15 protein-coding genes are annotated in these 21,516 nt (G+C 63.1%); 7 read left to right on the top strand and 8 right to left on the bottom strand.

Annotation, left to right across the window (positions count from 1 at the left end; genetic code table 11):
- Nucleotides 1–606: 606 nt before the first annotated feature.
- The 8 genes from GIB19_RS14385 to GIB19_RS14350 all read right to left on the bottom strand — a co-directional run bounded on the left by GIB19_RS14385 (nucleotide 607) and on the right by GIB19_RS14350 (nucleotide 14,686).
- Nucleotides 607–2,094: an efflux transporter outer membrane subunit gene (locus GIB19_RS14385; RefSeq protein ID WP_027593591.1), complete on the bottom strand. Its 1,488-nt coding sequence runs from the start codon at nucleotides 2,092–2,094 to the stop codon at nucleotides 607–609.
- Entirely contained in the window at nucleotides 2,091–5,198 is a 3,108-nt protein-coding gene (locus GIB19_RS14380; protein ID WP_027593592.1) for an efflux RND transporter permease subunit, read from the bottom strand. Before GIB19_RS14380 ends, GIB19_RS14385 begins: the two co-directional genes overlap by 4 nt.
- Nucleotides 5,195–8,293, bottom strand: coding sequence for an MdtB/MuxB family multidrug efflux RND transporter permease subunit (locus GIB19_RS14375; RefSeq protein WP_274886925.1), 3,099 nt, complete (start codon nucleotides 8,291–8,293; stop codon nucleotides 5,195–5,197). The genes GIB19_RS14380 and GIB19_RS14375 overlap by 4 nt, the downstream gene beginning before the upstream one ends.
- Nucleotides 8,290–9,561 carry an MdtA/MuxA family multidrug efflux RND transporter periplasmic adaptor subunit gene (locus tag GIB19_RS14370; protein WP_027593594.1) on the bottom strand — a complete coding sequence of 424 codons (1,272 nt, stop codon included), beginning with the start codon at nucleotides 9,559–9,561 and terminating at the stop codon, nucleotides 8,290–8,292. The genes GIB19_RS14375 and GIB19_RS14370 overlap by 4 nt, the downstream gene beginning before the upstream one ends.
- Before the next feature lie 503 nt (nucleotides 9,562–10,064).
- Entirely contained in the window at nucleotides 10,065–10,565 is a 501-nt protein-coding gene (gene tpx / locus GIB19_RS14365) for a thiol peroxidase (protein WP_027593595.1), read from the bottom strand.
- A gap of 168 nt (nucleotides 10,566–10,733) precedes the next feature.
- The gene (locus GIB19_RS14360; RefSeq protein ID WP_027593596.1) at nucleotides 10,734–12,014 is read right to left on the bottom strand and encodes a serine/threonine transporter; all 1,281 of its coding nucleotides are present in this window, start codon (nucleotides 12,012–12,014) and stop codon (nucleotides 10,734–10,736) included.
- 240 nt (nucleotides 12,015–12,254) lie between these two features.
- Complete coding sequence (locus tag GIB19_RS14355; RefSeq protein ID WP_099429096.1) at nucleotides 12,255–13,451, bottom strand: amino acid aminotransferase; 1,197 nt, start codon at nucleotides 13,449–13,451, stop codon at nucleotides 12,255–12,257.
- Between the two features lie 209 nt (nucleotides 13,452–13,660).
- On the bottom strand, nucleotides 13,661–14,686 hold the full coding sequence (locus tag GIB19_RS14350) for an Ldh family oxidoreductase (protein WP_099429095.1): 1,026 nt from the start codon (nucleotides 14,684–14,686) through the stop codon (nucleotides 13,661–13,663).
- Nucleotides 14,687–14,829: 143 nt separating this feature from the next.
- Between GIB19_RS14350 and GIB19_RS14345 the strand changes: the two genes are divergently transcribed.
- The 7 genes from GIB19_RS14345 to GIB19_RS14315 all read left to right on the top strand — a co-directional run bounded on the left by GIB19_RS14345 (nucleotide 14,830) and on the right by GIB19_RS14315 (nucleotide 21,374).
- A complete protein-coding gene (locus GIB19_RS14345) occupies nucleotides 14,830–15,702 on the top strand; it encodes a MurR/RpiR family transcriptional regulator (protein WP_027593599.1) in 873 nt (290 codons plus the stop codon).
- 21 nt (nucleotides 15,703–15,723) lie between these two features.
- On the top strand, nucleotides 15,724–16,476 hold the full coding sequence (locus GIB19_RS14340) for a transporter substrate-binding domain-containing protein (protein ID WP_099429094.1): 753 nt from the start codon (nucleotides 15,724–15,726) through the stop codon (nucleotides 16,474–16,476).
- A 170-nt stretch (nucleotides 16,477–16,646) separates the two neighbouring features.
- Nucleotides 16,647–17,366, top strand: a complete 720-nt coding sequence (locus GIB19_RS14335) for an ABC transporter permease (protein ID WP_027593601.1) — start codon at nucleotides 16,647–16,649, stop codon at nucleotides 17,364–17,366.
- The gene (locus GIB19_RS14330) at nucleotides 17,363–18,073 is read left to right on the top strand and encodes an ABC transporter permease (protein ID WP_274886921.1); all 711 of its coding nucleotides are present in this window, start codon (nucleotides 17,363–17,365) and stop codon (nucleotides 18,071–18,073) included. The genes GIB19_RS14335 and GIB19_RS14330 overlap by 4 nt, the downstream gene beginning before the upstream one ends.
- 16 nt (nucleotides 18,074–18,089) lie before the next feature.
- Complete coding sequence (locus GIB19_RS14325) at nucleotides 18,090–19,334, top strand: NAD(P)/FAD-dependent oxidoreductase (protein WP_274886920.1); 1,245 nt, start codon at nucleotides 18,090–18,092, stop codon at nucleotides 19,332–19,334.
- Nucleotides 19,335–19,354: 20 nt separating this feature from the next.
- Nucleotides 19,355–20,137: an amino acid ABC transporter ATP-binding protein gene (locus GIB19_RS14320; RefSeq protein WP_274886919.1), complete on the top strand. Its 783-nt coding sequence runs from the start codon at nucleotides 19,355–19,357 to the stop codon at nucleotides 20,135–20,137.
- 427 nt (nucleotides 20,138–20,564) lie between these two features.
- Complete coding sequence (locus tag GIB19_RS14315; protein WP_099429091.1) at nucleotides 20,565–21,374, top strand: gamma-glutamyl-gamma-aminobutyrate hydrolase family protein; 810 nt, start codon at nucleotides 20,565–20,567, stop codon at nucleotides 21,372–21,374.
- Nucleotides 21,375–21,516 lie beyond the last annotated feature (142 nt).

The following is a 21,516-nucleotide window of genomic DNA, read 5'->3' as shown; positions in this document are numbered from 1 at the left end:
TCAAGCTTTGGCGAAACGCACGGGGTTTTTGCGAATGGGAATGGATCCAAGTGCTGGGATGCCACGGCTGGGCATACGTACCTTGCGCTGCGAAGAGGCCCGTATGCCTGGTAGCGATGTATTAGCCGTTAGGGCCTCTTCGCAGCACAAGGCTGCTCCTACAAGGAAGGGCTAAACCCCTATGTTCAATGCGAAGTTCGTAATCCTCAAGGCCCGCACGTAAGACTCAGCGGCTGCCAAAGCCCAGTCATGCGCACGTCTTTGTAGGAGCAGCCTTGTGCTGCGAAGAGGCCCGTATGCCTGGCAAAGATGTAGTAGCCGTAAGGGCCTCTTCGCAGCACAAGGCTGCTCCTACAAGGAAGGGCTAAACTCCGATGTTCAATGCGAAGTTCGTGATCCTCAAGGCCCGCACGTAAGACTCAGCGGCTGCCAAAGCCCAGTCATGCGCACGTCTTTGTAGGAGCAGCCTTGTGCTGCGAAGAGGCCCGTATGCCTGGCAAAGATGTAGTAGCCGTAAGGGCCTCTTCGCAGCACAAGGCTACGCCGACAGTGATCGAGGCATGAGTCCACGAAGTGCGCTTATAGCCCAGCATGAATGGCCGGCCATCACTCCTGTTCGGCAAACGCCTGCTCGGCATCCCAGCCGCCGCCCAGCGCGGCAATCAGTTGCACACTGGCCACCAACCGCCCCTGCAGCAGGTTCAGCACACTGCGCTCGTTGCTCAGCGCGGTGGTCTGCACGTTCACCACATCCAGGTAGCCTATCAGCCCTGCACGGTACTGATTTTCAGTCAGGCGCAGCGACTCACGCGCCGCGTCCAGGGCCTCCTGACGCACCACCGCTTCATCGCCGTACACCTTCAGTTGCACCAGGAAGTTCTCCACTTCCTTGAAGCCATCCAGCACGGTCTGGCGGTACTGCGCCACGGTCTGGTCGTACACCGCCACGGTGCGGTCCACCTCGGCGCTGCGCTTGCCCGCATCGAACAAGGTCATGGCCAGCGAAGGCCCTACCGACCAGTAACGGTTCGGCAGTTCGATCCAGTTGCTGAAGCTGCTGCTGGAATACCCGCCACTCATGCTCAGGCTCAGGTCGGGGAAGTAAGCGGCCCGCGATACGCCGATATTGGCATTGGCTGCCATCACATTGCGCTCGGCCGAGGCAATGTCCGGGCGGCGTTCGAGCAACTGCGAGGGCAACGTCACTGGAATTTGCGGCAGCGCCGGGATCGTCTTGCTGTCTGCCAGGGCAAAATTCGCCGGGGCCTTGCCCAGCAACACGGCAATGGCATTTTCGAACTGCGCACGCTGCCAGATCAGGTCGATCAGATCCGCCTGGGTGCTTTTCAGCTGCGTGCGCGCCTGCGCCACCGCATCCGGGCCAGACACTCCGGCGCGGTACTGGTTTTCAGTCATGCGCAGCGAGCGTTCGTAGGTGGCCACGGTCGCTTCCAACAGGCGCTTCTGCTCGTCGATCACACGCAACTGCAGGTAGTTCTGCACCAGCTCCGACTGCTGGCTCAGGCGGATCGAGGCAAGGTCAGCGAAACTGGCTTCGGCACTGGCTTCGTTAGCGTTCAATGTCTCACGCAGCTTGCCCCACAGGTCGATCTCCCAGCTCACACCGAGCTGGGTGTTGTAGGTGTTACGGATGCCGCTGCTGTTGTTCGACAGGCTGGAACTCGAGCTGCCAGTACCCTGGGCAGAGCGGTTCTTGCTGGCGCTCAGGTCCAGGCTGGGGAACAGCGCGGCGCGGCTGCTGCGCACCAGGGCCTGGGCCTGACGGTACTGGGCCTCCGACTGCGCAACCGTCTGGTTGCTGCGGTTGAGCTCTTCGACCAGCGCATTGAGCCCGGCATCGCCGTAGACTTCCCACCAGGCGCCACGGGCGATCGCGTCCGAGGGCTTTGCCTGGGTCCAGCCCTCGGCCTGCTTGTACTGCGCCGGGGTGCTCAGCTCGGGGCGGTGGTAGTCCGGGCTCAGGGTACAGGCACTGAGCAGCGCCACGCACAGACTGGCGCCGAGCAGACGCGAGCCACGCCCCAGGGTCAATGACTGCAGGGCACGGTGAAGCGGTGTCTGGGCAAAATTCATAGCGGGGTTTCCAGAGCGGCGTCGGTGCGCACGCCGCGCCAATGGTTGAAACGGTGACGCAGGCGGTCGAGGTACAGGTAGACCACCGGCGTCGTATAAAGGGTGAGGATCTGGCTGAAGACCAGGCCGCCGATGATGGTCAAGCCCAAAGGCTGGCGCATTTCCGCCCCCTCGGCACGGCTCACCAGCAACGGCAAGGCGCCGAGGATGGCCGCCAGGGTGGTCATCAGGATCGGCCGCAGGCGCAGCAGGCAGGCGCGGCGGATCGATTCCTCCGGCGACAGGCCTTGTTGGCGCTCCAGCTGCAGGGCCAGGTCGATCATCAGGATCGCGTTCTTTTTCACCACGCCAATCAGCAAGAACAGGCCCAGCAGCGAGATCAGGCTGAACTCGCCTCCGGTGACGTAGAGCGCCAGCAAGGCACCGACGCCGGCCGACGGCAGGGTCGACAGAATGGTCAGCGGGTGAATGTAGCTTTCATACAGAATGCCCAGCACCAGGTACACCAGCACCAGCGCGCCAAGAATCATGAAGGGCTGGCCTTCCTGGGTCTTGGCAAAGGCGTCGGCGGTGCCACCGAGTTTGGCGATGACTTCCTCGGGCAGGCCAAGCTTGGCCACCGCCCGCTCCACTGCAGCCATGGCTTGGTCGGGGCTGTAGCCTTCGGCGACGTCGAAGGCGATGTCTTCGGAAGCGAACTGCCCTTCGTGGCTGACTCGGTCATTGGCCAAGCTGTTTTCGTAGTGGGCGATGGTCGACAACGGCACGCGGGCACCGTCGCTGGTGATCACCTGTACCTGTTCCAGCGTACTCGGGTCCCAGGCATATTTCGGGTTGATCTCCAGCACCACTTGGTACTGGTTGAGGCTGTCGTAGATGGTCGAGATCTGCCGCTGGCTGTAGGCGTTGTTGAGCACCGTGGTCACCATGTCCATGTCGATGCCCAGGCGCTTGGCCTGATCACGGTCGACCACCAGGGTAACCTGCGGGGTACCCGCGCCATCACGGGCGTCGATGGCGGTCAGTTCGGGCAATGCGCGCACCGCCGCGACCACTTTCGGGAACCACTCGCGAAGGGCCGCCAGGTCGCCACTCTGCAAGGTATAGAGGTACTGCGACGACGTCTGGTCACGCCCACCGCCACCTAACTGCAGGTCCTGGTCGGCCATCAGGAACAGCCGCCCGCCGGGCACCTTGGGCATCTCTTTGCGCAGGCGCTCGATCACCTTCTGGGCATCCATCTTGCGCTCGCTGATCGGTTTCAGGCGCACAATCACCATCGCATTGTTGGTGCCACTGTTGCCGCCGATGAAGCCAGCAACGCTCTGTACCGCAGGGTCGGCCAGCAAGGCGCGGCGGTAGGTTTCCATCTTCGGCTGCATCACGCTGAACGACAGGCCATCGTCACCACGGATAAAGCCAATCAATTGGCCGGTGTCCTGCTGCGGCATCAGCGTCTTGGGCACCACCACATACAACGCGATGTTGATACCGATGGTGGCCAGCAGGCTCAGCAAGGTCAGGCGCTTGTGCCGTAGCACCCAGCCGAGGCTGCGGTCATAGCCGTTGACCATGCGCTGGTGAACCTTGTCGCTCCAGCGCTGCAGGCGGCTCTGTTCGGCCTGGTGCGGTTTCAGCCAACGGGCGCAGAGCATCGGCGTGAGGGTCAGCGAGACCACCAGCGAGACAATGATTGCAGCCGCCAGGGTGATGGAAAACTCCTGGAACAGGCTACGTACGATACCCCCCATGAACAGAATGGAGACGAACACCGCCACCAACGAAACGTTCATCGACAGCAGCGTGAAGCCCACTTCCTTGGCACCGAGGAACGCCGCACGCATCGGCGGCTGGCCGTCCTCGATGTGCCGGGAGATGTTCTCCAGCACCACAATGGCGTCGTCCACCACCAGGCCCGTGGCCAGGATCAGCGCCATCAGCGACAGGTTGTTGAGGGAGAAACCGCACAAATACATGACTGCGAACGTGCCTACCAGCGACACCGGCACTGCCAGGCTCGGGATCAACGAGGCACGCAGGCTGCCGAGGAACAGGTAAACCACCAAAATTACCAGCCCTACCGCGATCAGCAGCGTGTGCTCGGCCTCCTTGAGGGTGGCCTTGATCACCAGCGAGCGGTCCATGGCCACGTTCAGCTGCACGCTGGCTGGCAACAACGACTGCAACGCCGGCAACTGCGACTTGATCTGGTCGACCGTCTCGATGATGTTGGCGCCGGTCTGGCGGTTGACCACCAGCAACACCGCGCTCTGGTCGTTGAAGAAGCCGCTGTTGTAGCGGTTTTCAACGCTGTCTGTGAGGGTGGCTACGTCGGACAGGCGCAGGATGGTGCCGTTCTGCTGGCGTATCACTACCGGCTCGTAGTCCTTCGCCGTTTCCAACTGGTCATTCGCCCGCACCTCCCAACTGCGCTCGGCATCCTCGACGAAGCCCATGGGCCGGCGTTGGTTGGCGTTGGACACGGCGGTACGTACCTCGTCCAGCGACAAGCCGTACTGGTTGAGCAACTGCGGCTCCACCGAGATGCGCACGGCGGGCAGCGAACTGCCGCCGATCTGCACCTCCCCTACCCCGGATACCTGGGCCAGGCTCTGGGACAGGATGGTGTCAGCCAAATCGTACAACTGGCCTTTCTTCAGCACGTCAGAGGTCAACGACAGCACCATGATCGGTGCCTGCGAGGGGTTGATCTTCTTGTACGTTGGCATGCTGCGCATGCCACTGGGCAGCAGATTACGGGTGGCGTTGATCGCCGCCTGCACCTCACGTGCCGCACCGTCGATGTCACGGCCCATTTCGAAGCCGATGACCACCCGCGTCGAGCCCTGGTTAGAGCTACTGGTCAGCGTAGTGACGCCCGCGATACTGCCCAGCTTGCGTTCCAAAGGCGTGGCCACCGTGGCGGCCATCACCTCAGGGCTGGCGCCGGACAGGTTGGCCTGCACCACGATCACCGGGAAGTCCATCTGCGGCAGCGGCGCAACCGGCAACAGGCCGAAGCTGACGCCGCCCAGTAACATGATCGCCAGGCTCAGCAGCATCGTCGCCACCGGGCGACGAATAAACGGTCCGGACAGGTTCATGCCTCAGCCTGCTTGGCATCAGTGGCCGGGCGCCAGCGACGGGCCAGGCGGTCGAAGTACAGGTAGATGACCGGCGTGGTGAACAGTGTCAGCACCTGGCTGACCAACAGCCCGCCCACCATCACCAGGCCCAGCGGCTGGCGCAGCTCGGCACCGGACCCGGTCGCCAGCATCAGCGGCACGGCGCCGAACAGCGCGGCCAAGGTCGTCATCAGAATCGGCCGGAAACGCAGCAATGCGGCCTGGTAGATGGCGTCCTGCGGGCTCATGCCCTGGTTGCGCTCGGCTTCCAGGGCAAAGTCGATCATCATGATCGCGTTTTTCTTGACGATGCCGATCAGCAGGATGATGCCGATGATGGCGATCATCCCCAGGTCATTGCCACTGATGAGCAGCGCCAGCAAGGCCCCCACCGCCGCCGAGGGCAAGGTCGAAAGAATGGTCACCGGGTGGATGTAGCTCTCGTAGAGCACACCCAGCACGATGTACATGGTCACCACGGCGGCGAGAATCAGCAGCAAGGTGCTCGACAGCGAGGCCTGGAAGGCTTCTGCAGCGCCCTGGAAGCGGGTCTGCACGCCGATCGGCATGCCGATGTCCTGCTGCACCTGCTCGATCACCTTGACCGCCTCGCCCAGCGACGCGCCATGGGCCAGGTTGAACGACATCATCACCGCCGGGAACTGGCCGATGTGCGAGATCGCCAACTGCGTCTGGCGCTGCTCGATACGGGCCAACGCCGACAGCCGCACCTGGCCGCCATCGGTGGCCTTGACGTGGATCGACTCCAGGGCCTGCGGGCCGATGCTGGCGGCGGCTTGCGACTGCAGCACCACGCGGTACTGGCTGGCCTGGGTGTAGATGGTCGAGATCTGCCGCTGGCCAAAGGCGTCGTACAAGGCGTTGGTGATCTGCGAAACCGAGATGCCCAGGCGGCTGGCCATGTCGCGGTCGATCACCAGGTACACCTGCAGGCCCTTGTCCTGCAGGTCGCTGGCCACATCGGCAAGCTCTGGGCGCTGTTGCAGCGCCTGCACCAGCTTGCCGCTCCACTGCGCCAGCAGGTCGGCGTCAGGTGACGACAGGCTGAACTGGTACTGGGTGCGGCTGACCCGGTCCTCGATACTCAAGTCCTGCACCGGTTGCATGAACAGGCGGATACCCACCAGCTTGTCGAGCTGCGGCTGCAGGCGGCTGATGACCTCGCCAGCGGTCACATCCCGCTCGCCGTGCGGCTTGAGGTTGATCAGCAGGCGCCCGCTGTTGAGCGTGGCATTGTCGCCATCCACGCCGATGTAGGACGACAGGCTCTGCACCGCCGGGTCCTGCAGGATCACCTTGCTCAGCGACTGCTGGCGTTCGCTCATGGCGGCGAACGAAGTCGACTGTGGCGCCTCGGAAATACCCTGGATGACGCCGGTGTCTTGCACCGGGAAGAAGCCCTTGGGCACGGCGATGTACAGGACCACGGTGAGCCCCAGGCTGGCCACGGCCACCAGCAGGGTCAGCGGCTGGTGTTTGAGCACCCACTGCAGGCCACGGCCGTAGTGTTCGATGAGCCAGTCGATCCAGGCGCCGCTGGCGCGGTAGAAACGGCCCTGCTCTTCTTCCTTGGGCTCACGTTTGAGCAACCGCGCGCACATCATGGGCGTGAGGGTCAACGACACGACCAGGGAAATCAGAATCGCCACCGCCAGGGTGATGGCGAACTCGCGGAACAGGCGGCCGACCACGTCGGCCATGAACAGCAGCGGAATCAGGACCGCGATCAGCGAGAAAGTCAGCGATATGAGGGTGAAGCCAATCTGCCGGGCGCCCTTGAGCGCGGCCTGCATCGGCGTTTCGCCTTCTTCGATGTGGCGGGAGATGTTCTCCAGCATGACGATGGCGTCATCCACCACGAAGCCGGTGGCGATGGTCAGGGCCATCAGGGTCAGGTTATTGACCGAGAACCCGGCCAGGTACATCACGCCAAAGGTGCCGATCAACGACAGCGGTACGGCGATCGAGGGGATGATGGTGGCGCTGAAACGGCGCAGGAACACAAAGGTGACCATGACCACCAGGACGATGGCGATCAGCAGCTCGTGCTGCACGTCCTTGACCGCGGCGCGGATGGTCTGGGTGCGGTCGGTCAGTACCGACACGTCCAGGCCGGCAGGCAGGTTGTCGGTGATCGAGGGGAGCAGTTCCTTGATCCGGTCGACCACCTCGATGACGTTGGCGCCCGGCTGGCGCTGGATATTCAGCAACACCGCCTGGTTTTCGTTGGCCCAGGCCGCGAGGCGCTCGTTTTCGGCACCATCGACGATCTCGGCGACGTCCTTCAGGCGCAGCGGCGCGCCGTTGTTATAGGACAGGATCAGGTTGGCGTATTCCGCGGGGGAACGCAGTTGATCGTTGGCATCGAGCATCGACACCCGGGTCGGGCCATCGAAGTTGCCCTTGGGCTGGTTGACGTTGGACGCCCCGATCAGCGTCCGCACGTCCTCGAGGTTGAGGCCGTTGGCGGCCAATGCATCGACGTTGACCTTGATACGTACCGCCTGGCGCTGGCCGCCAGCGATGCTGACCATGCCCACGCCACTGATCTGGGCAAGCTTCTGGGCCACGCGGGTGTCGACCAGGTCGTTGAGCTTGGGCAGCGGCATGGTCTTGGAGGAGATGGCCAAGGTCAGCACCGGCGTGTCGGCCGGGTTGACCTTGTTGTAGACCGGTGGCGCCGGCAAGTCGCTGGGCAGCAAGTTGCTGGCAGCGTTGATCGCGGCCTGCACCTGTTGCTCGGCAACATCCATGTTCATGTCGAGGCTGAAACGCAACGTCAGCACCGACGCCCCGCCGGAGCTGGTCGAGGCCATCTGGGTCAGCCCCGGCATCTGCCCGAACTGGCGTTCCAGCGGCGCGGTGACCGCACTGGTCATGACTTGCGGGCTGGCCCCTGGGTACAGGGTCATGACCCGGATGGTCGGGTAGTCGACCTGCGGCAGCGCCGAGACCGGCAGCAGCTTGTAGGCAATCAGGCCGGCCAGGACGATGGCCAGCATGCTCAGCGTGGTGGCGACCGGGCGCAGGATGAACAGGCGCGAGAGGTTCATGCGCCCGCCTTGCCTGCTTCACCGGCTTGGGCCGAGCCCTTGGCGTCCTGGCCCTGCAGGTGCTGGCCCGGGGTGGTTGGCACCTGCGAGCTGTCTTCGACCACCTCTACCTTGGTGCCTTCACGCAGGCGATCGGTGCCTTCCAGCACCAGGCGATCGCCGGCAGCCAGGCCTTCAACGATCACGCTGTTCTCGCCATCGCTGGCGCCAACCTTGAGCTTGCGGATATTGACGGTGTTCTGGGCGTTGACCACATAGGCAAAGGTGCCATCGTTGCCAAACTGGATAGCCGCGGCCGGGGCCAGCACCACCTGTTTGAGGGTGTCGGCCAACAGGCGCACATTGACGAACTGGTTGGGGAACAGCGCCAGGTCCTTGTTCTCGAAGCGGCCCTTGAACTTGAGGGTGCCGGTGGTGGTGTCGATCTGGTTGTCGATACTGCCCAGTACCCCGGTGGACTGCAGCTTGCTGTCGCTGCGGTCCCACGCCTCGACCGGCAGGCTGGCACCGCTGCGGTAGCGTTCCAGGACGGTGCTCAGTTCGGTTTCTGGCAGGGTGAACGCGACGTTGATCGGCTCGGTCTGGGTGATGACCACCAGCGCGGTAGCGTCGTTGGCAGCCACCAGGTTGCCCAGGTCGAGCTGGCGCAGGCCTACCCGGCCATTGATCGGCGAGCGGATCTGGGTGAAATCGAGGTTCAGGCGCGCATCGCTGACCTGTGCCTGGTTGGTCTTGACCAGGCCTTGGAATTGCGCGACCTGGGCTTCTGCGGTGTCGAGGGTCTGCTTGGCGATGCTGTCCTCGGCATACAGGCCTTTATAGCGCGCCAGGTCGACCTGGGCGTTTTTCAGCTGTGCCTGGTTCTGCGCCAGGGTGCCTTCGGCCTGCTGCAAGGCGATGCGGTAGCTGCGAGGGTCGATCTCGGCCAGCAGTTCACCAGCCTTGACCTGTTGGCCTTCCTTGAAGTGGATCTTGACCAGCTCACCGGCCACACGGCTGCGAACGTTCACGGTATTGGTCGCGGTGACCGTGCCCAGCGCCTTGTAGTACAGCGGGAAATCGCCCACCCGAACCGGCTCGACACGCACCGGCACAGGGTCGCTGGAGGCCCCGAAACCTGGGCGCCCGCCTTTGCCCATGCGCCCGCTGCTGGCTTCTTTATGTGCAGGCGATGCGGGCCACAGCCACCAGGCCAGCAAGGCCACCAGCAGCAGGATCAGCAGGCCGACGAGCCAGCGACGGGGGGAACGGGAATTAGACGCTTGCATGGGTTGAACGAACCTTGTTCGGAGTGACGACTTGGGAGGGTTGAACGATAAGCACTGGCATCGTTTTAGCAAAGGCCCTTTACCAGAGGTTTACCTTTGCCTGACGTTGCCAAAACACTGAACTTTAAACGAAAACGGCCCGGAAATCGTTCCGGGCCGTTACAGGGTGTTGCTTGGAGCGGTGGGCGGGGCTGGAGTTCCGTTGCCTCTGCCGGCCTCTTCGCGGGTAAACCCGCTCCCACAGGATTACCACTGTTTCTAAGACCAGTGGCCATCCTGTGGGAGCGGGTTTACCCGCGAAAGGGCCGGAACAGGTAAACCCACCGGCCCGACCTGCCTTTATTTCAAAACAGCCAGCGCAGCCTCGTAGTTCGGCTCGTCAGCGATTTCACCGACCAGCTCCCACAGGATTACCACTGTTTCTAAGACCAGTGGCCATCCTGTGGGAGCGGGTTTACCCGCGAAAGGGCCGGAACAGGTAAACCCACCGGCCCGACCTGCCTTTATTTCAGAACAGCCAGCGCAGCCTCGTAGTTCGGCTCGTCAGCGATTTCACCGACCAGCTCGCTGTGCAGCACGTTGTCGTTTTCGTCCAGCACGACCACTGCACGTGCAGCCAGGCCAGCCAGCGGGCCGTCGGCGATGGCCACACCGTAGTTCTCGAGGAACTCGGCGCCACGCAGGGTCGACAGGTTCTTCACGTTCTCCAGGCCTTCGGCACCGCAGAAGCGCGCCTGGGCGAATGGCAGGTCGGCGGAGATGCACAGCACCACGGTGTTGGCTACATCGTTGGCCTGGGCATTGAACTTGCGCACCGACGTGGCACAGGTTGGGGTGTCGACGCTCGGGAAGATGTTCAGCACCTTGCGCTTGCCGGCGTAGTCCTGCAGCGACTTGTCAGCCAGGCCTTCACCCACCAGCGAGAAGGCTGGCGCCTTAGCACCGGCTTGCGGCAGGTTGCCCTTGACCTGAACCGGGTTGCCTTTGAGAGTCACTTGAGCCATGGACGAAATCCTTATGCGGGGTTTGAAAAGGACACCGAGTTAAGCATGAAGGCGGCCGGGTGCCTATGGGTGAAGCAAAAATTGTTTTATTGCCAGACAATTCTTGTGGACAAAAAAATGCCCAGGTCGCAACAGGCGACCTGGGCATTGCTTGTCACGGGCGGTGGATCAGCTCAGCAAGCCGTAAACCACCGACGTCAGCGCAACCACGCCAACCGCGACCACGAACACGTTGGACATCGCCCCACTGTACTTGCGCATCGAAGGCACGCGGCGAATGGCGTACATCGGCATCAGGAACAGCAGCACCGCGATGATCGGGCCGCCCAGCGATTCGATCATGCCCAGAATGCTTGGGTTGAGGGTGGCGACGATCCAGCACACCACCAGCATCAGCGCAGCGACCACGCGGTCCAGGGCTTTGGCGCCCGGGCGCGCGCCGGTTTTGGCAATGATGCCTTTCAGGCCTTCACTGGCACCGATGTAGTGGCCCAGGAACGACTTGGCGATAGCAATGAAGGCAATCAGCGGTGCGGCAAACTCGATGGTCGGGTTGCTGAAGTGGTTGGCCAGGTACGACAGGATCGACAGGTTCTGTGCCTTGGCTTCAGCCAGCTGGGCGCTGCTGAGGGTCAGCACGCAGCTGAAGACGAAGAACAGCACCATGGCCACCATCAGCAGGTGGGCGCGGGCGAGGATCTGGCCGCTGCGCTCATCGGCATGCTCGCCGTAACGGCGCTTCTGGTCGACCGCGAACGCCGAGATGATCGGCGAGTGGTTGAACGAGAACACCATCACCGGAATCGCCAGCCACACGGTGTGCAGGAAGGCCGAGCCCGACGGCAGCTGGGTGGCGCTGTCGAGAATACCACCGGTCCAGTGCGGTACCAGGTACAGGCCCAACAGCGCCAGGGCCACGATGAACGGGTAGACCAGCAGGCTCATGACCTTGACCGTGGCCTGCTCACCGCAGCGCACGATGGCCAGCAGGCCCAGGATCAGCACGAACGACAGGATCGCCCGCGGCGGCGGCGTCATGTGCAGCTGGTGCTCCATGAAGCTGGTGACGGTGTTGGTCAGTGCCACGCTATAGATAAGCAGGATCGGGAAGATGGCGAAGAAGTACAGCACGGTGATCAATGCACCGGCGGTAATGCCGAAATGTTCCTCGACCACTTCGGTGATGTCCCCGCCCTTGCGCCCGGAGAGGACGAAACGGGTCAGGCCACGGTGGGCGAAGTAAGTCATCGGGAAGGCCAGCACGGCCAGGATGATCAGCGGCCAGAAGCCACCGAGGCCAGCATTGATGGGCAGGAATAAAGTACCTGCGCCGATGGCGGTGCCGAACAGGCCCAGCATCCAGGTGGTGTCTTGACGTGCCCAGCTGCCCAAGGCTGCTGGGGTCGATTCTTCATAGCGCCGTTCGACGCTTGGGGCCTGCTCATTCATTCCGGGTGTAGCTCCACTCGCAAGACTGCAACAGGGCTGGGAATGGCGAACCAGACGCTTCGCGCTCCCCAACCAAAAAAGAGGGGCGCGATTGTGCACTGAAAGTGGGCGGTTGCGAAGCCCCGTCCGAGGGACGGTTGCACTTGTCATGACAACTGGGTGAAACCGGGGGCCGCTTCGCGCCCCATTCGCGGCGCAAGGCCGCTCCTACAGCTGTTGCGCGAAGCGGCCCCTATCACATCACTTCTGAACGGCGGCGAACGCCTCGGCAACCCGTTGCAGGTTGGCCGGACGCAGGCCGGACATGCATACCCGGCCGCTGTCGATCAGGTAAACGCCGAACTCGTCACGCAGGCGACGCACCTGCTCAACGCTGAAACCGGTGTAGCTGAACATGCCGCGTTGACGCAGGAAGAACTGGAAGTCCTGGCCTGGCAGCAGCGTGGCCAGCGCATCGACCAACGCCTGACGCATGTCCAGGATGCGTTTACGCATCACTTCGACTTCTGCCGCCCATTGGGCATTGAGCGCGGCATCGCCCAGTACGCCGGCGACCAGTTGGGCACCGAAGTTGGGTGGGCTGGAGTAGTTGCGGCGCACGGTAGCCTTGAGCTGGCCGAGCACGCTCTGCGCGGTGGCGTCATCGTCGCAGACCACCGACAGGCCCCCAACCCGCTCGCCATACAGCGAGAAGATCTTCGAGAACGAGTTGCTGACCAGGCACGGTACGCCGGCACGGGCCATTTCACGGATGGCGTAGGCGTCTTCCACCAGGCCTTCGCCGAAGCCTTGGTAGGCGATGTCGAGGAACGGGATCAACTGACGTGCCTTGACCACCTCCACCACCTGCTGCCACTGGTTCTGGTCCAGGTCGGCGCCGGTCGGGTTGTGGCAGCACGGGTGCAGCAGCACGACGCTGTTGGCCGGCAGGGTCTGCAGGGTTGCCAACATGCCGTCGAAGTCGACGCCACGGCTGACCTGGTCGAAGTACGGGTAGGTATTCACCTTGAACCCGGCACCTTCGAAGATGGCGCGGTGGTTGTCCCAAGTCGGGTTGCTGACCCAGACTTCGGACTGCGGGAAGTAGCGCTTGAGGAAGTCGGCACCCACTTTCAGTGCGCCAGAACCACCCACGGTCTGCACGGTGGCCACGCGGCCGCCGGTCACGGCCGGGTGATCGGCACCGAACAGCAGTGCCTGGATGGCTTGGCGGTAGCTGGCCAGGCCTTCCATCGGCAGGTACAGCGACGCTTCGTGAGCAACGCCTGCGATGCGTTTTTCGACGGCATCCACCGCCGCCAGTTGTGGCACCACGCCGGCTTCATCGTAGTACAGGCCGATACTCAGGTTGACCTTGTCGGCGCGGGGATCGGCCTTGAAGGTTTCCATCAGCGAGAGGATCGGGTCGCCGGCATAGGCATCGACATGTTTGAACACAGCGTGCAGCTCCTTGGATCAGGACAGTTCGGAATGGCTGCCCTGAGGATACCCGGAGTCGCGGTGGAGGAACATCACCGATTGTGCAGGTTGTCTATGCAAGATTGCACAGCCCTAGATTCGTGCTGCCTGTAACGGCCCTTTCGCGGGTAAACCCGCTCCCACAACGCCAAACCTGTGGGAGCGGGTTTACCCGCGAAGAGGCCGGTTCAGGCAACTAATGCCTTGAGGCCCTGCAGTTCCTGCTCGGTCAATGCCACGCCCTCTTCCTCGGCCACCTCGCGCTCGCGGTAACGCCGCTCCCCGGGCATCCGCGTCAGGCCCACGGCCTGCATCTGCTCCACCAGCTCGCGGCTGCGCTGGGCAAACCGCTCGCCTTCGGCCTTACTCGGGTCGATGACGATGATCAACTGCCCGGTCCAGGGCGTCTTGGCCCCAGGGTGCCCGGACCAGTCGAACTCCCAGGAGAAGTTCCCGCCCGTCAGCGCCGCCGCCAGCAGCTCGACCATCATCGACAATGCCGACCCCTTGTGCCCGCCAAACGGCAGCAAGGCGCCGCCTTCGAGAATGGCCTTGGGGTCGGTGGTCGGCTGGCCGTTGGCATCTACGCCCATGCCCTCGGGCAACTGCTGGCCGGCCCGTGCAGCGATCTGCACATCGCCATGGGCCATGGCGCTGGTGGCCATGTCAAAGACGATCGGATCATGTTCGGCACACGGCGCGGCAAAGGCGATGGGGTTGGTGCCAAACAGCGGTTTGCGTGCACCATGCGGCACCACGCAGGTCATGCTGTTGACCACACTCAGGGCCACCAGGCCCTCTTCGGCGAACGGCTCTACATCCGGCCACAGCGCCGCGAAGTGGTGCGAGTTGTGGATCGCCAGCACTGCGATGCCGGCATTGCGTGCCTTGGCCACCAACAGCTCACGGGCCGCCGCCAGCGCCGGCTGAGCAAATCCGCCCGCTGCATCGACACTCACATAGCCAGCCGCCACATCGCTGACCTTCGGCCTGGCCTGGCCATCGACCCAGCCACTGGCCAAGGTCGAGACATAGCCCGGAATACGGAACACGCCATGGCTGTGAGCGCCATCGCGCTGGGCGCTGGCGCAGTTGTGGGCCAGCACCTGGGCCACGGTTTCGCTGCAGCCATGACGCTGGAGGATCGCCTGCAACAGGTTCTGCAGCTCGGTAAAAGGCACACGCACGGCAGTGCCAGTGGAAGGTGCGGACATCTGAAGCTCCTTGTTGGAATTAGAGTGGCTACAGCGTTGCAACGACAAAAACTTTCCTGCATGTGACAGCTATCTGTCAAATATTGACTTGATGACAGAAAACATTCATTTTCTATCGCAAGCCTCACCCCCGGAGAAACAGCATGAGCCAACCGATCAAGCAACGCCTGGAAAACAGCCTGCAAGGGGCTGCCGCCTCAGGCCGAACGATCGCCAGCTACATGCTTGCCAACCTGCACGAACTGCCCTTTCAGACCTCGGCCAGCATCGCTGCCAAGCTGGGTGTCAGCGAATCCAGTGTTGGCCGTTTCTGCCGCTCGTTAGGTTATGCCCACCTCAAGGCGCTCAAGCAAGACCTGCAGAACGACCTGGGCGATGGCCCGTGGCTGGTCGGTGATCGCTTGCAAGACTACCGCCAGAACCATGATGCCAGCGACAACGCCGGCAGCCTGGAGCTGGAAATCGCCGCCCTGGTGCGTGTGCACGAGTACCGCCAGAGCGAGCCCTGGCACCGCGTGGCACAGCGCCTGGCAAGCAAACCACGGGTGTTCATCGCCGGCTTTCAGACCGAGCGCGGCGTCGCCATGTGCATGAGCCACCTGCTGCAGTACCTGCGCGACGGCGTGCAACTGGTCGACCTCAGCGCCGGGCACTTCGGTGAGGTGCTGTTGGGCCGCGCCGAAGACAGCGCCCTGGTGGTGTTCGAGGCGCGTCGTTATTCCCGCCACGCCCTGCAGCTGTGCCAGAAGGCGCGCGAGGCTGGCATTGCGGTCACCCTGGTGACCGATACCTTCTGTGACTGGGCCGATGCCAACGCCGACGAGGTGTTCCGCATCCCCACCGAATTCAACCTGTTCTGGGAATCCACCGCGACCATGCTGTCGTGGGTGCACCTGATGGTCAACGAGGTCTGCAAGAAGCTCGGGCCGGATGTTGAAAAACGCTTGGAAGCGACTGCCGCTCTACATAACGAATTCGTCGGCTACACCTCGTGGCCGGCGGGAAAACAACAATAGCAAGAGTGCAAGAGGTGCGAGATGAACAAGACCATGGCTATGGTAGGTGCGTGTGCCCTGCTGCTGGCGGGCGCCGCCAGTGCTGAAACCCTGCGTTTCGCCACCGAAGGTGCCTACCCGCCCTTCAACTATGTCGACGCCGATAACCAGCTGCACGGCTTCGACATCGACATCACCCACGCCCTGTGCGAACAGATGAAAGTCGAATGCACCCTGGTCGCCCAGGATTGGGAAGGCATCATCCCGGCCCTGATGGCGCGCAAGTACGACGCCGTGGTCGCGTCGATGATCGATACCGAAGAGCGCCGCAAGAAAATCGCCTTCACCGATCATTACTACCGTACCCCGCTGACGGTGGCTGTGGCCAAGGACAGCAAGATCACCGATGCCCAGAACAACTTCGTCGGTTACACCGTGGGCGCCCAATCCTCGTCTACCCAAGCCATCTATGCCGAAGACGTCTACGGCAAGGCCGGTGCCGACGTGAAACTCTACCCGACCATGGATGAAGCCAACGCCGACCTGGCCGCAGGCCGCCTGGATGGCGTGATCGCCGACAAGTTCCCCCTGCACGAGTGGATGACCAAGAACGGCCAGGACTGCTGCAAGATCCTCGGTGACGTGGCCGACACCAAGGCCGACGCGGCCATCGCCGTGCGCAAGGATGACGAGGCGCTGCGCCAACGCCTGAATACCGCGCTGCAACAGATCGTTGCCAACGGTACCTACCAGAAGATCGCCAGCAAGTATTTCGCCTTCGATATCTACAACTGATCTTCAGGAAACGACGCAATCCTGTAGGAGCAGCCTTGTGCTGCGAAAGGGCTGCAAAGCGGCCCCTGCAATCTGTGCCGTGGCATACACCCTGGGGCTGCTCCGCAGCCCTGTCGCGACACAAGGCCGCTCCTACCAAGAGAACGCGTTGCCCACCTTAGGGGTTTGTCATGCTCGATCAATTGTCCTTGCTGTCCTTCGCCAGCGGAGGCTGGGGCCAGGCGTTGCTGGCCGGCGCCCTGGTCACCGTTTCGCTGGCCCTCGCCTGCCTGCCCATCGGCCTGCCGCTGGGCCTGGCCGTGGCGTTTGCCGCACGCTCGCGCAAACGCCTGCCACGGGCCTGGGCCACGACCTTTTCTACCGTGTTCCGCGGCCTGCCCGAACTGCTGACTTTGCTGATCATCTATTACGGCTGCCAGATCGCCGCGCAAAAAGTGTTGGCCGCCCTGGGCTATCAAGGCGAATTCCTGATCAACACCTTCCTGGCCGCCATGATCGCCTTCAGCCTGGTGTTTGCCGCATTCTCCAGCGAAATCTGGCTGGCAGCCTTCAAGACCCTGCCCAAAGGGCAACTTGAAGCGTGCTCGGCACTGGGCCTGAGCAAGCGCACAGGCTTCTTCAAGGTGGTGCTGCCACAACTGACGCGCATCGCCCTGCCCGGCCTGTCCAACAACTGGTTGTCGCTGCTCAAGGACACCTCGCTGGTGTCGACCATCTCGCTGGTCGACCTGATGCGCCAGACCAACTTGGCCGTCAGCGTGACCAAAGAGCCGATGTTCTTCTATGGCGTTGCCTGCCTGGGTTACCTGCTGTTCTCGGCGGTCTCGGGACGGGTCTTTGCCTTCATCGAACGGCGCAGCAGCCGTCACCTGCAAGGAGCCCGGGCATGAATATCGAACAATGGCCGGCGGCCGTCCTCGACCCGGATCTGCTGGAACGCTACGGCCCGCGCTTCGTCGATGGGCTGCTGGTGACAGCCAAGCTAGTGGCGATTTCATTCACCCTGGGCGCCGTACTCGGCCTGCTGCTGGCACTGGCACGCTTGTCGCGCAGCCAGGTGCTGCAGCGCCTGTCGGCCGGTTATGTGTACTTCTTCCGCGGCTCGCCGCTGCTGGCGCAGTTGTTCCTGCTTTATTACGGCCTCGGCTCGTTGAAAGGTTTCTGGCAGGACGTCGGCCTCTGGTGGTTCTTCCGCGAAGCGTGGTTCTGCACGTTGCTGGCATTCACCCTGAACACCGCCGCCTACCAGGCCGAGATCTTCCGCGGCAGCCTGATGGCCGTCGCGCCTGGGCAGCATGAGGCGGCGCGGGCACTGAACCTGAGCCGCTCGACCACCTTCTTCAAGGTGATCCTGCCACAGTCGCTGCTGGTGGCCATCGGCCCACTGGGCAATGAACTGATCCTGATGATCAAGGCCAGCGCGATTGCTTCGCTGGTGACCATCTACGACCTGATGGGCGTGACCAAACTGGCGTTCTCGCGCAGTTTCGACTTCCAGATCTACCTGTGGGCCGCCGTGCTCTACTTGGTGATCGTCGAGCTGGTACGGCGCCTCCTGAAACACCTGGAAGCCCGCCTGGGCCGCCACCTGAACTGACCGAAGGATACGTTCCATGCATTGCCAGACTCTCGTTCTCGGCGCCGGCATTGTCGGCGTCAGCACCGCGCTGCACCTGCAGGCGCGCGGGCGCCAGGTGATTCTGATCGACCGCGACGAACCCGGCAGCGGCACCAGCCATGGCAACGCCGGGCTGATCGAGCGCTCCAGCGTGATTCCGTATGCCTTCCCCCGGCAAGCGGGCGCGCTGCTGCGTTACGGCCTGAACCGCCAGCCCGACGTACGCTACAGCTTGCTGCACTTGCCCAAGGCCGCACCGTGGCTGTGGCGCTACTGGCGCCAGTCGGCACCGGGGCGCCTGGCGGGTGCCGCCGCCGACATGCTGCCGCTGGTACAGCGCTGCGTCGAAGAGCATGACGCGCTGATCGAAGCCGCCGGCCTGGAAGGGCTGGTTCAGGCCAAAGGCTGGATCGAGGTGTTCCGCGACCCGGCCCTGTTCAAGCAGGCCAAGGAGGACCTCAAAGGCTTGAGCCGTTACGGCCTGCAGTACGAGATTCTCGAATGCGGGCAGCTTCAGGCACGCGAACACCAACTGGACAGCACCGTGGTGGGTGGCATTCATTGGCTCGACCCGAAGACCGTGAACAACCCCGGCGCCCTCACCCGCGGCTATGCGGCGCTGTTCGTCAAACGTGGCGGGCAGTTCCTGCATGGCGATGCGCGCAGCCTGCGCCAGGTCGAAGGGCAATGGCAGGTCCACAGCCGTCGCGGCCCGGTCACCGCCGACGAAGTGGTGGCCTGCCTCGGCCCACAGTCGGCCGACCTCTATGAAGGCCTTGGCTACCAGATCCCGCTGGCGATCAAGCGCGGCTACCACATGCACTACGCCACCCGTGACGGTGCGCAACTCGAGCATTCGATCTGCGATACCCAAGGCGGCTATGTGTTGGCGCCCATGGCCCGGGGCGTGCGCCTGACCACCGGTATCGAGTTTGCTGCCAGCGACGCGCCAGGCAACGAAATCCAGCTGCGCCGCTGTGAAGCCTTGGCCCGGCGGTTGTTCCCGGCACTCGGCGAACGCCTCGATGACGCGCCGTGGCTGGGCCGGCGCCCGTGCCTGCCAGACATGCGCCCAGTGATTGGCCCAGCGCCGCGGCACAAAGGCCTGTGGTTCAACTTCGGGCATGCACACCATGGCCTCACCCTGGGCCCGGTCAGTGGCCGGCTGCTGGCAGAACTGCTGACCGGCGAGCGCCCGTTTACCGACCCTGCGCCCTACAGCGCGACACGTTTCGACTGAACCCTGCGGAGAACAACAATATGACCGCCCCTTTGAACCTTGCCAGCCTTGCTCCAGCACCCGACCCGCGCCCGGTACTGATCCGTATCGAGGGTTTGAACAAGCACTATGGCGCGTTTCATGTCTTGCGCGACATCGACCTGCAGGTCCGCGAAGGCGAACGCATCGTCCTGTGCGGCCCGTCCGGTTCGGGCAAGTCGACGCTGATCCGCTGCATCAATCGCCTGGAAGTGGCCGAAAAAGGCAGCGTCCAGGTGGATGGCACCGACCTGGCCGCCACCACGCGCCAGGCGGCGCAGATCCGCAGCGAGATCGGCATGGTGTTCCAGCACTTCAACCTGTTCCCGCACATGAGCGTGCTCGACAACTGCCTGCTGGCCCCCACCAGCGTGCGCGGGCTGTCGCGCAAGGACGCCGAGGAACGCGCGCGCATGTACCTGGCCAAGGTCGGTATCGAAAGCCAGGCGCACAAATACCCCAGCCAGCTGTCCGGTGGCCAGCAACAACGCGTGGCCATCGCCCGCGCCTTGTGCATGAAACCCCGCATCATGCTGTTTGACGAGCCGACCTCGGCGCTGGACCCAGAGATGGTCGCCGAGGTGCTGGATGTGCTGGTAAAGCTGGCCGACACGGGCATGACGATGCTCTGCGTCACCCATGAAATGGGCTTTGCCCGGCAGGTGGCCGAGCGGGTGCTGTTCCTTGAAGGTGGGCAGATCATCGAGGACAGCCCGCCGCAGGTGTTCTTCAACCAACCGAAGACCGAGCGGGCCAAAGGGTTCCTGGCGCAGATACTGCACTGATCCGTGTAGGAGCAGCCTTGCGCTGCGAAGAGGCCAGTGACAGCACCGTAAATCTTCGTGGCTGCCACTGGCCTCTTCGCAGCACAAGTCCATCGATTACAGGTGGCGTGCCAATGCATACGCCGCCTTCATTGCACCGCTGCAATGAACCAACTGCGTCGTTAAATATAATTGACCTCACCCCCTGCCAAACCCTTGCCGCCACAGGCCTGCAACGGTTTAACCCCCCTGAAATCGGCGTATACCCCCCTCTAAAGCCTCTACCAGTCGTTTGACATATCGAACGGCTCTGGCAAGCTAGCAACAAGTCCCGACCGGAATCGTCGCCTCTGACGAGCCGGCAGTGCTCGGGGCTTCAGGTCGCACTCAAGGCCCCGGCCGTGCGCCTGCACAACAACGACAGGTCGAACCTGTCCCAAGGTGACATATGTCCAACAGCAACATTGGCAACAAGCAACCTTCCCTGCGCAAACCCGTCGTCCTGATGACCATGGGCAGCCAAGAGCGCAAAGGCCATGACTATCAGGTCATGACCCACAAATACATTACTCCGCTGGTCGACTTCGCCGGTTGCGTCCCGGTCCTGGTGCCCACCTGCTGTGGCACTGAAGACCTCGAGACCTACCTGGACATGGCCGACGGCGTCTACCTGACCGGTGCCGGCAGCAACATCGACCCGGCCCTGTACGGCCAGGAGAACGAAACCCCCGGCAAAGGCCAGGACAAGGCACGCGACCTGTTCGACATCCCGCTGGTCAAGGCAGCCCTCAAGCGTGGCCTGCCGATCTTCGGCATCTGCCGTGGCATGCAGGAAATCAACGTGGCGCTGGGTGGCGACATCTACCAGAAGGTGTACGCCGAGCCAGGCTTCAACGACCACCGCGAAAACCCCGAAGACCCGGTCGACGTGCAGTACGCTCAAGTGCATGCCGTGAAGGTCAAGCCAGGCAGCTGGCTGCGCGACACCCTGGGCTGCGACGAGATCCGCGTGAACTCGCTGCATGGCCAAGGCCTGCGCAATTTGGGTAAAGGCATCGAGCCGATCGCCCTCGCCGAAGACGGCCTGGTCGAGGCTATTCATGCCCCGAGCATTTCGCCCTTCCTGTTCGCGGTGCAGTGGCACCCCGAGTGGCAAGCTGCGAAAAACCCTGATTCGATCAAGATCTTCCAAGCCTTCGGCGACGCTTGCCGCGCCCAGGTTCGCAAGTCCCAGGTCAAGCACCATCAGGCTGCCTGACACAAAGCTTCGTTAGCTTTGATCGCGGGGCGGCGCAAGGCCGCCCCCGCTTCCCCGGTCACCCTCTGCTGGTCCCAGAACACTTCCCGTGGATGCGGGCGGCGGGCTTGTGCCTGTCTCCGCGATCGTTTTTTCCTCCCCC

It is taken from the genome of Pseudomonas sp. ITEM 17296 (assembly GCF_028895205.1).
In the GTDB taxonomy this organism is placed as follows: domain Bacteria; phylum Pseudomonadota; class Gammaproteobacteria; order Pseudomonadales; family Pseudomonadaceae; genus Aquipseudomonas; species Aquipseudomonas kermanshahensis.
The sequence above is the reverse complement of the archived record's forward strand: the minus strand, read 5'-3'. Positions and strand labels throughout refer to the sequence as shown.

Coding starts and splice junctions, on each gene's coding strand:
- GIB19_RS14385 (WP_027593591.1), bottom strand. CDS start 2,094: ATGAATTTTGCCCAGACACCGCTTCACCGTGCCCTGCAGTCATTGACC.
- GIB19_RS14380 (WP_027593592.1), bottom strand. CDS start 5,198: ATGAACCTGTCCGGACCGTTTATTCGTCGCCCGGTGGCGACGATGCTG.
- GIB19_RS14375 (WP_274886925.1), bottom strand. CDS start 8,293: ATGAACCTCTCGCGCCTGTTCATCCTGCGCCCGGTCGCCACCACGCTG.
- GIB19_RS14370 (WP_027593594.1), bottom strand. CDS start 9,561: ATGCAAGCGTCTAATTCCCGTTCCCCCCGTCGCTGGCTCGTCGGCCTG.
- tpx (WP_027593595.1), bottom strand. CDS start 10,565: ATGGCTCAAGTGACTCTCAAAGGCAACCCGGTTCAGGTCAAGGGCAAC.
- GIB19_RS14360 (WP_027593596.1), bottom strand. CDS start 12,014: ATGAATGAGCAGGCCCCAAGCGTCGAACGGCGCTATGAAGAATCGACC.
- GIB19_RS14350 (WP_099429095.1), bottom strand. CDS start 14,686: ATGTCCGCACCTTCCACTGGCACTGCCGTGCGTGTGCCTTTTACCGAG.
- GIB19_RS14345 (WP_027593599.1), top strand. CDS start 14,830: ATGAGCCAACCGATCAAGCAACGCCTGGAAAACAGCCTGCAAGGGGCT.
- GIB19_RS14340 (WP_099429094.1), top strand. CDS start 15,724: ATGAACAAGACCATGGCTATGGTAGGTGCGTGTGCCCTGCTGCTGGCG.
- GIB19_RS14335 (WP_027593601.1), top strand. CDS start 16,647: ATGCTCGATCAATTGTCCTTGCTGTCCTTCGCCAGCGGAGGCTGGGGC.
- GIB19_RS14330 (WP_274886921.1), top strand. CDS start 17,363: ATGAATATCGAACAATGGCCGGCGGCCGTCCTCGACCCGGATCTGCTG.
- GIB19_RS14325 (WP_274886920.1), top strand. CDS start 18,090: ATGCATTGCCAGACTCTCGTTCTCGGCGCCGGCATTGTCGGCGTCAGC.
- GIB19_RS14320 (WP_274886919.1), top strand. CDS start 19,355: ATGACCGCCCCTTTGAACCTTGCCAGCCTTGCTCCAGCACCCGACCCG.
- GIB19_RS14315 (WP_099429091.1), top strand. CDS start 20,565: ATGTCCAACAGCAACATTGGCAACAAGCAACCTTCCCTGCGCAAACCC.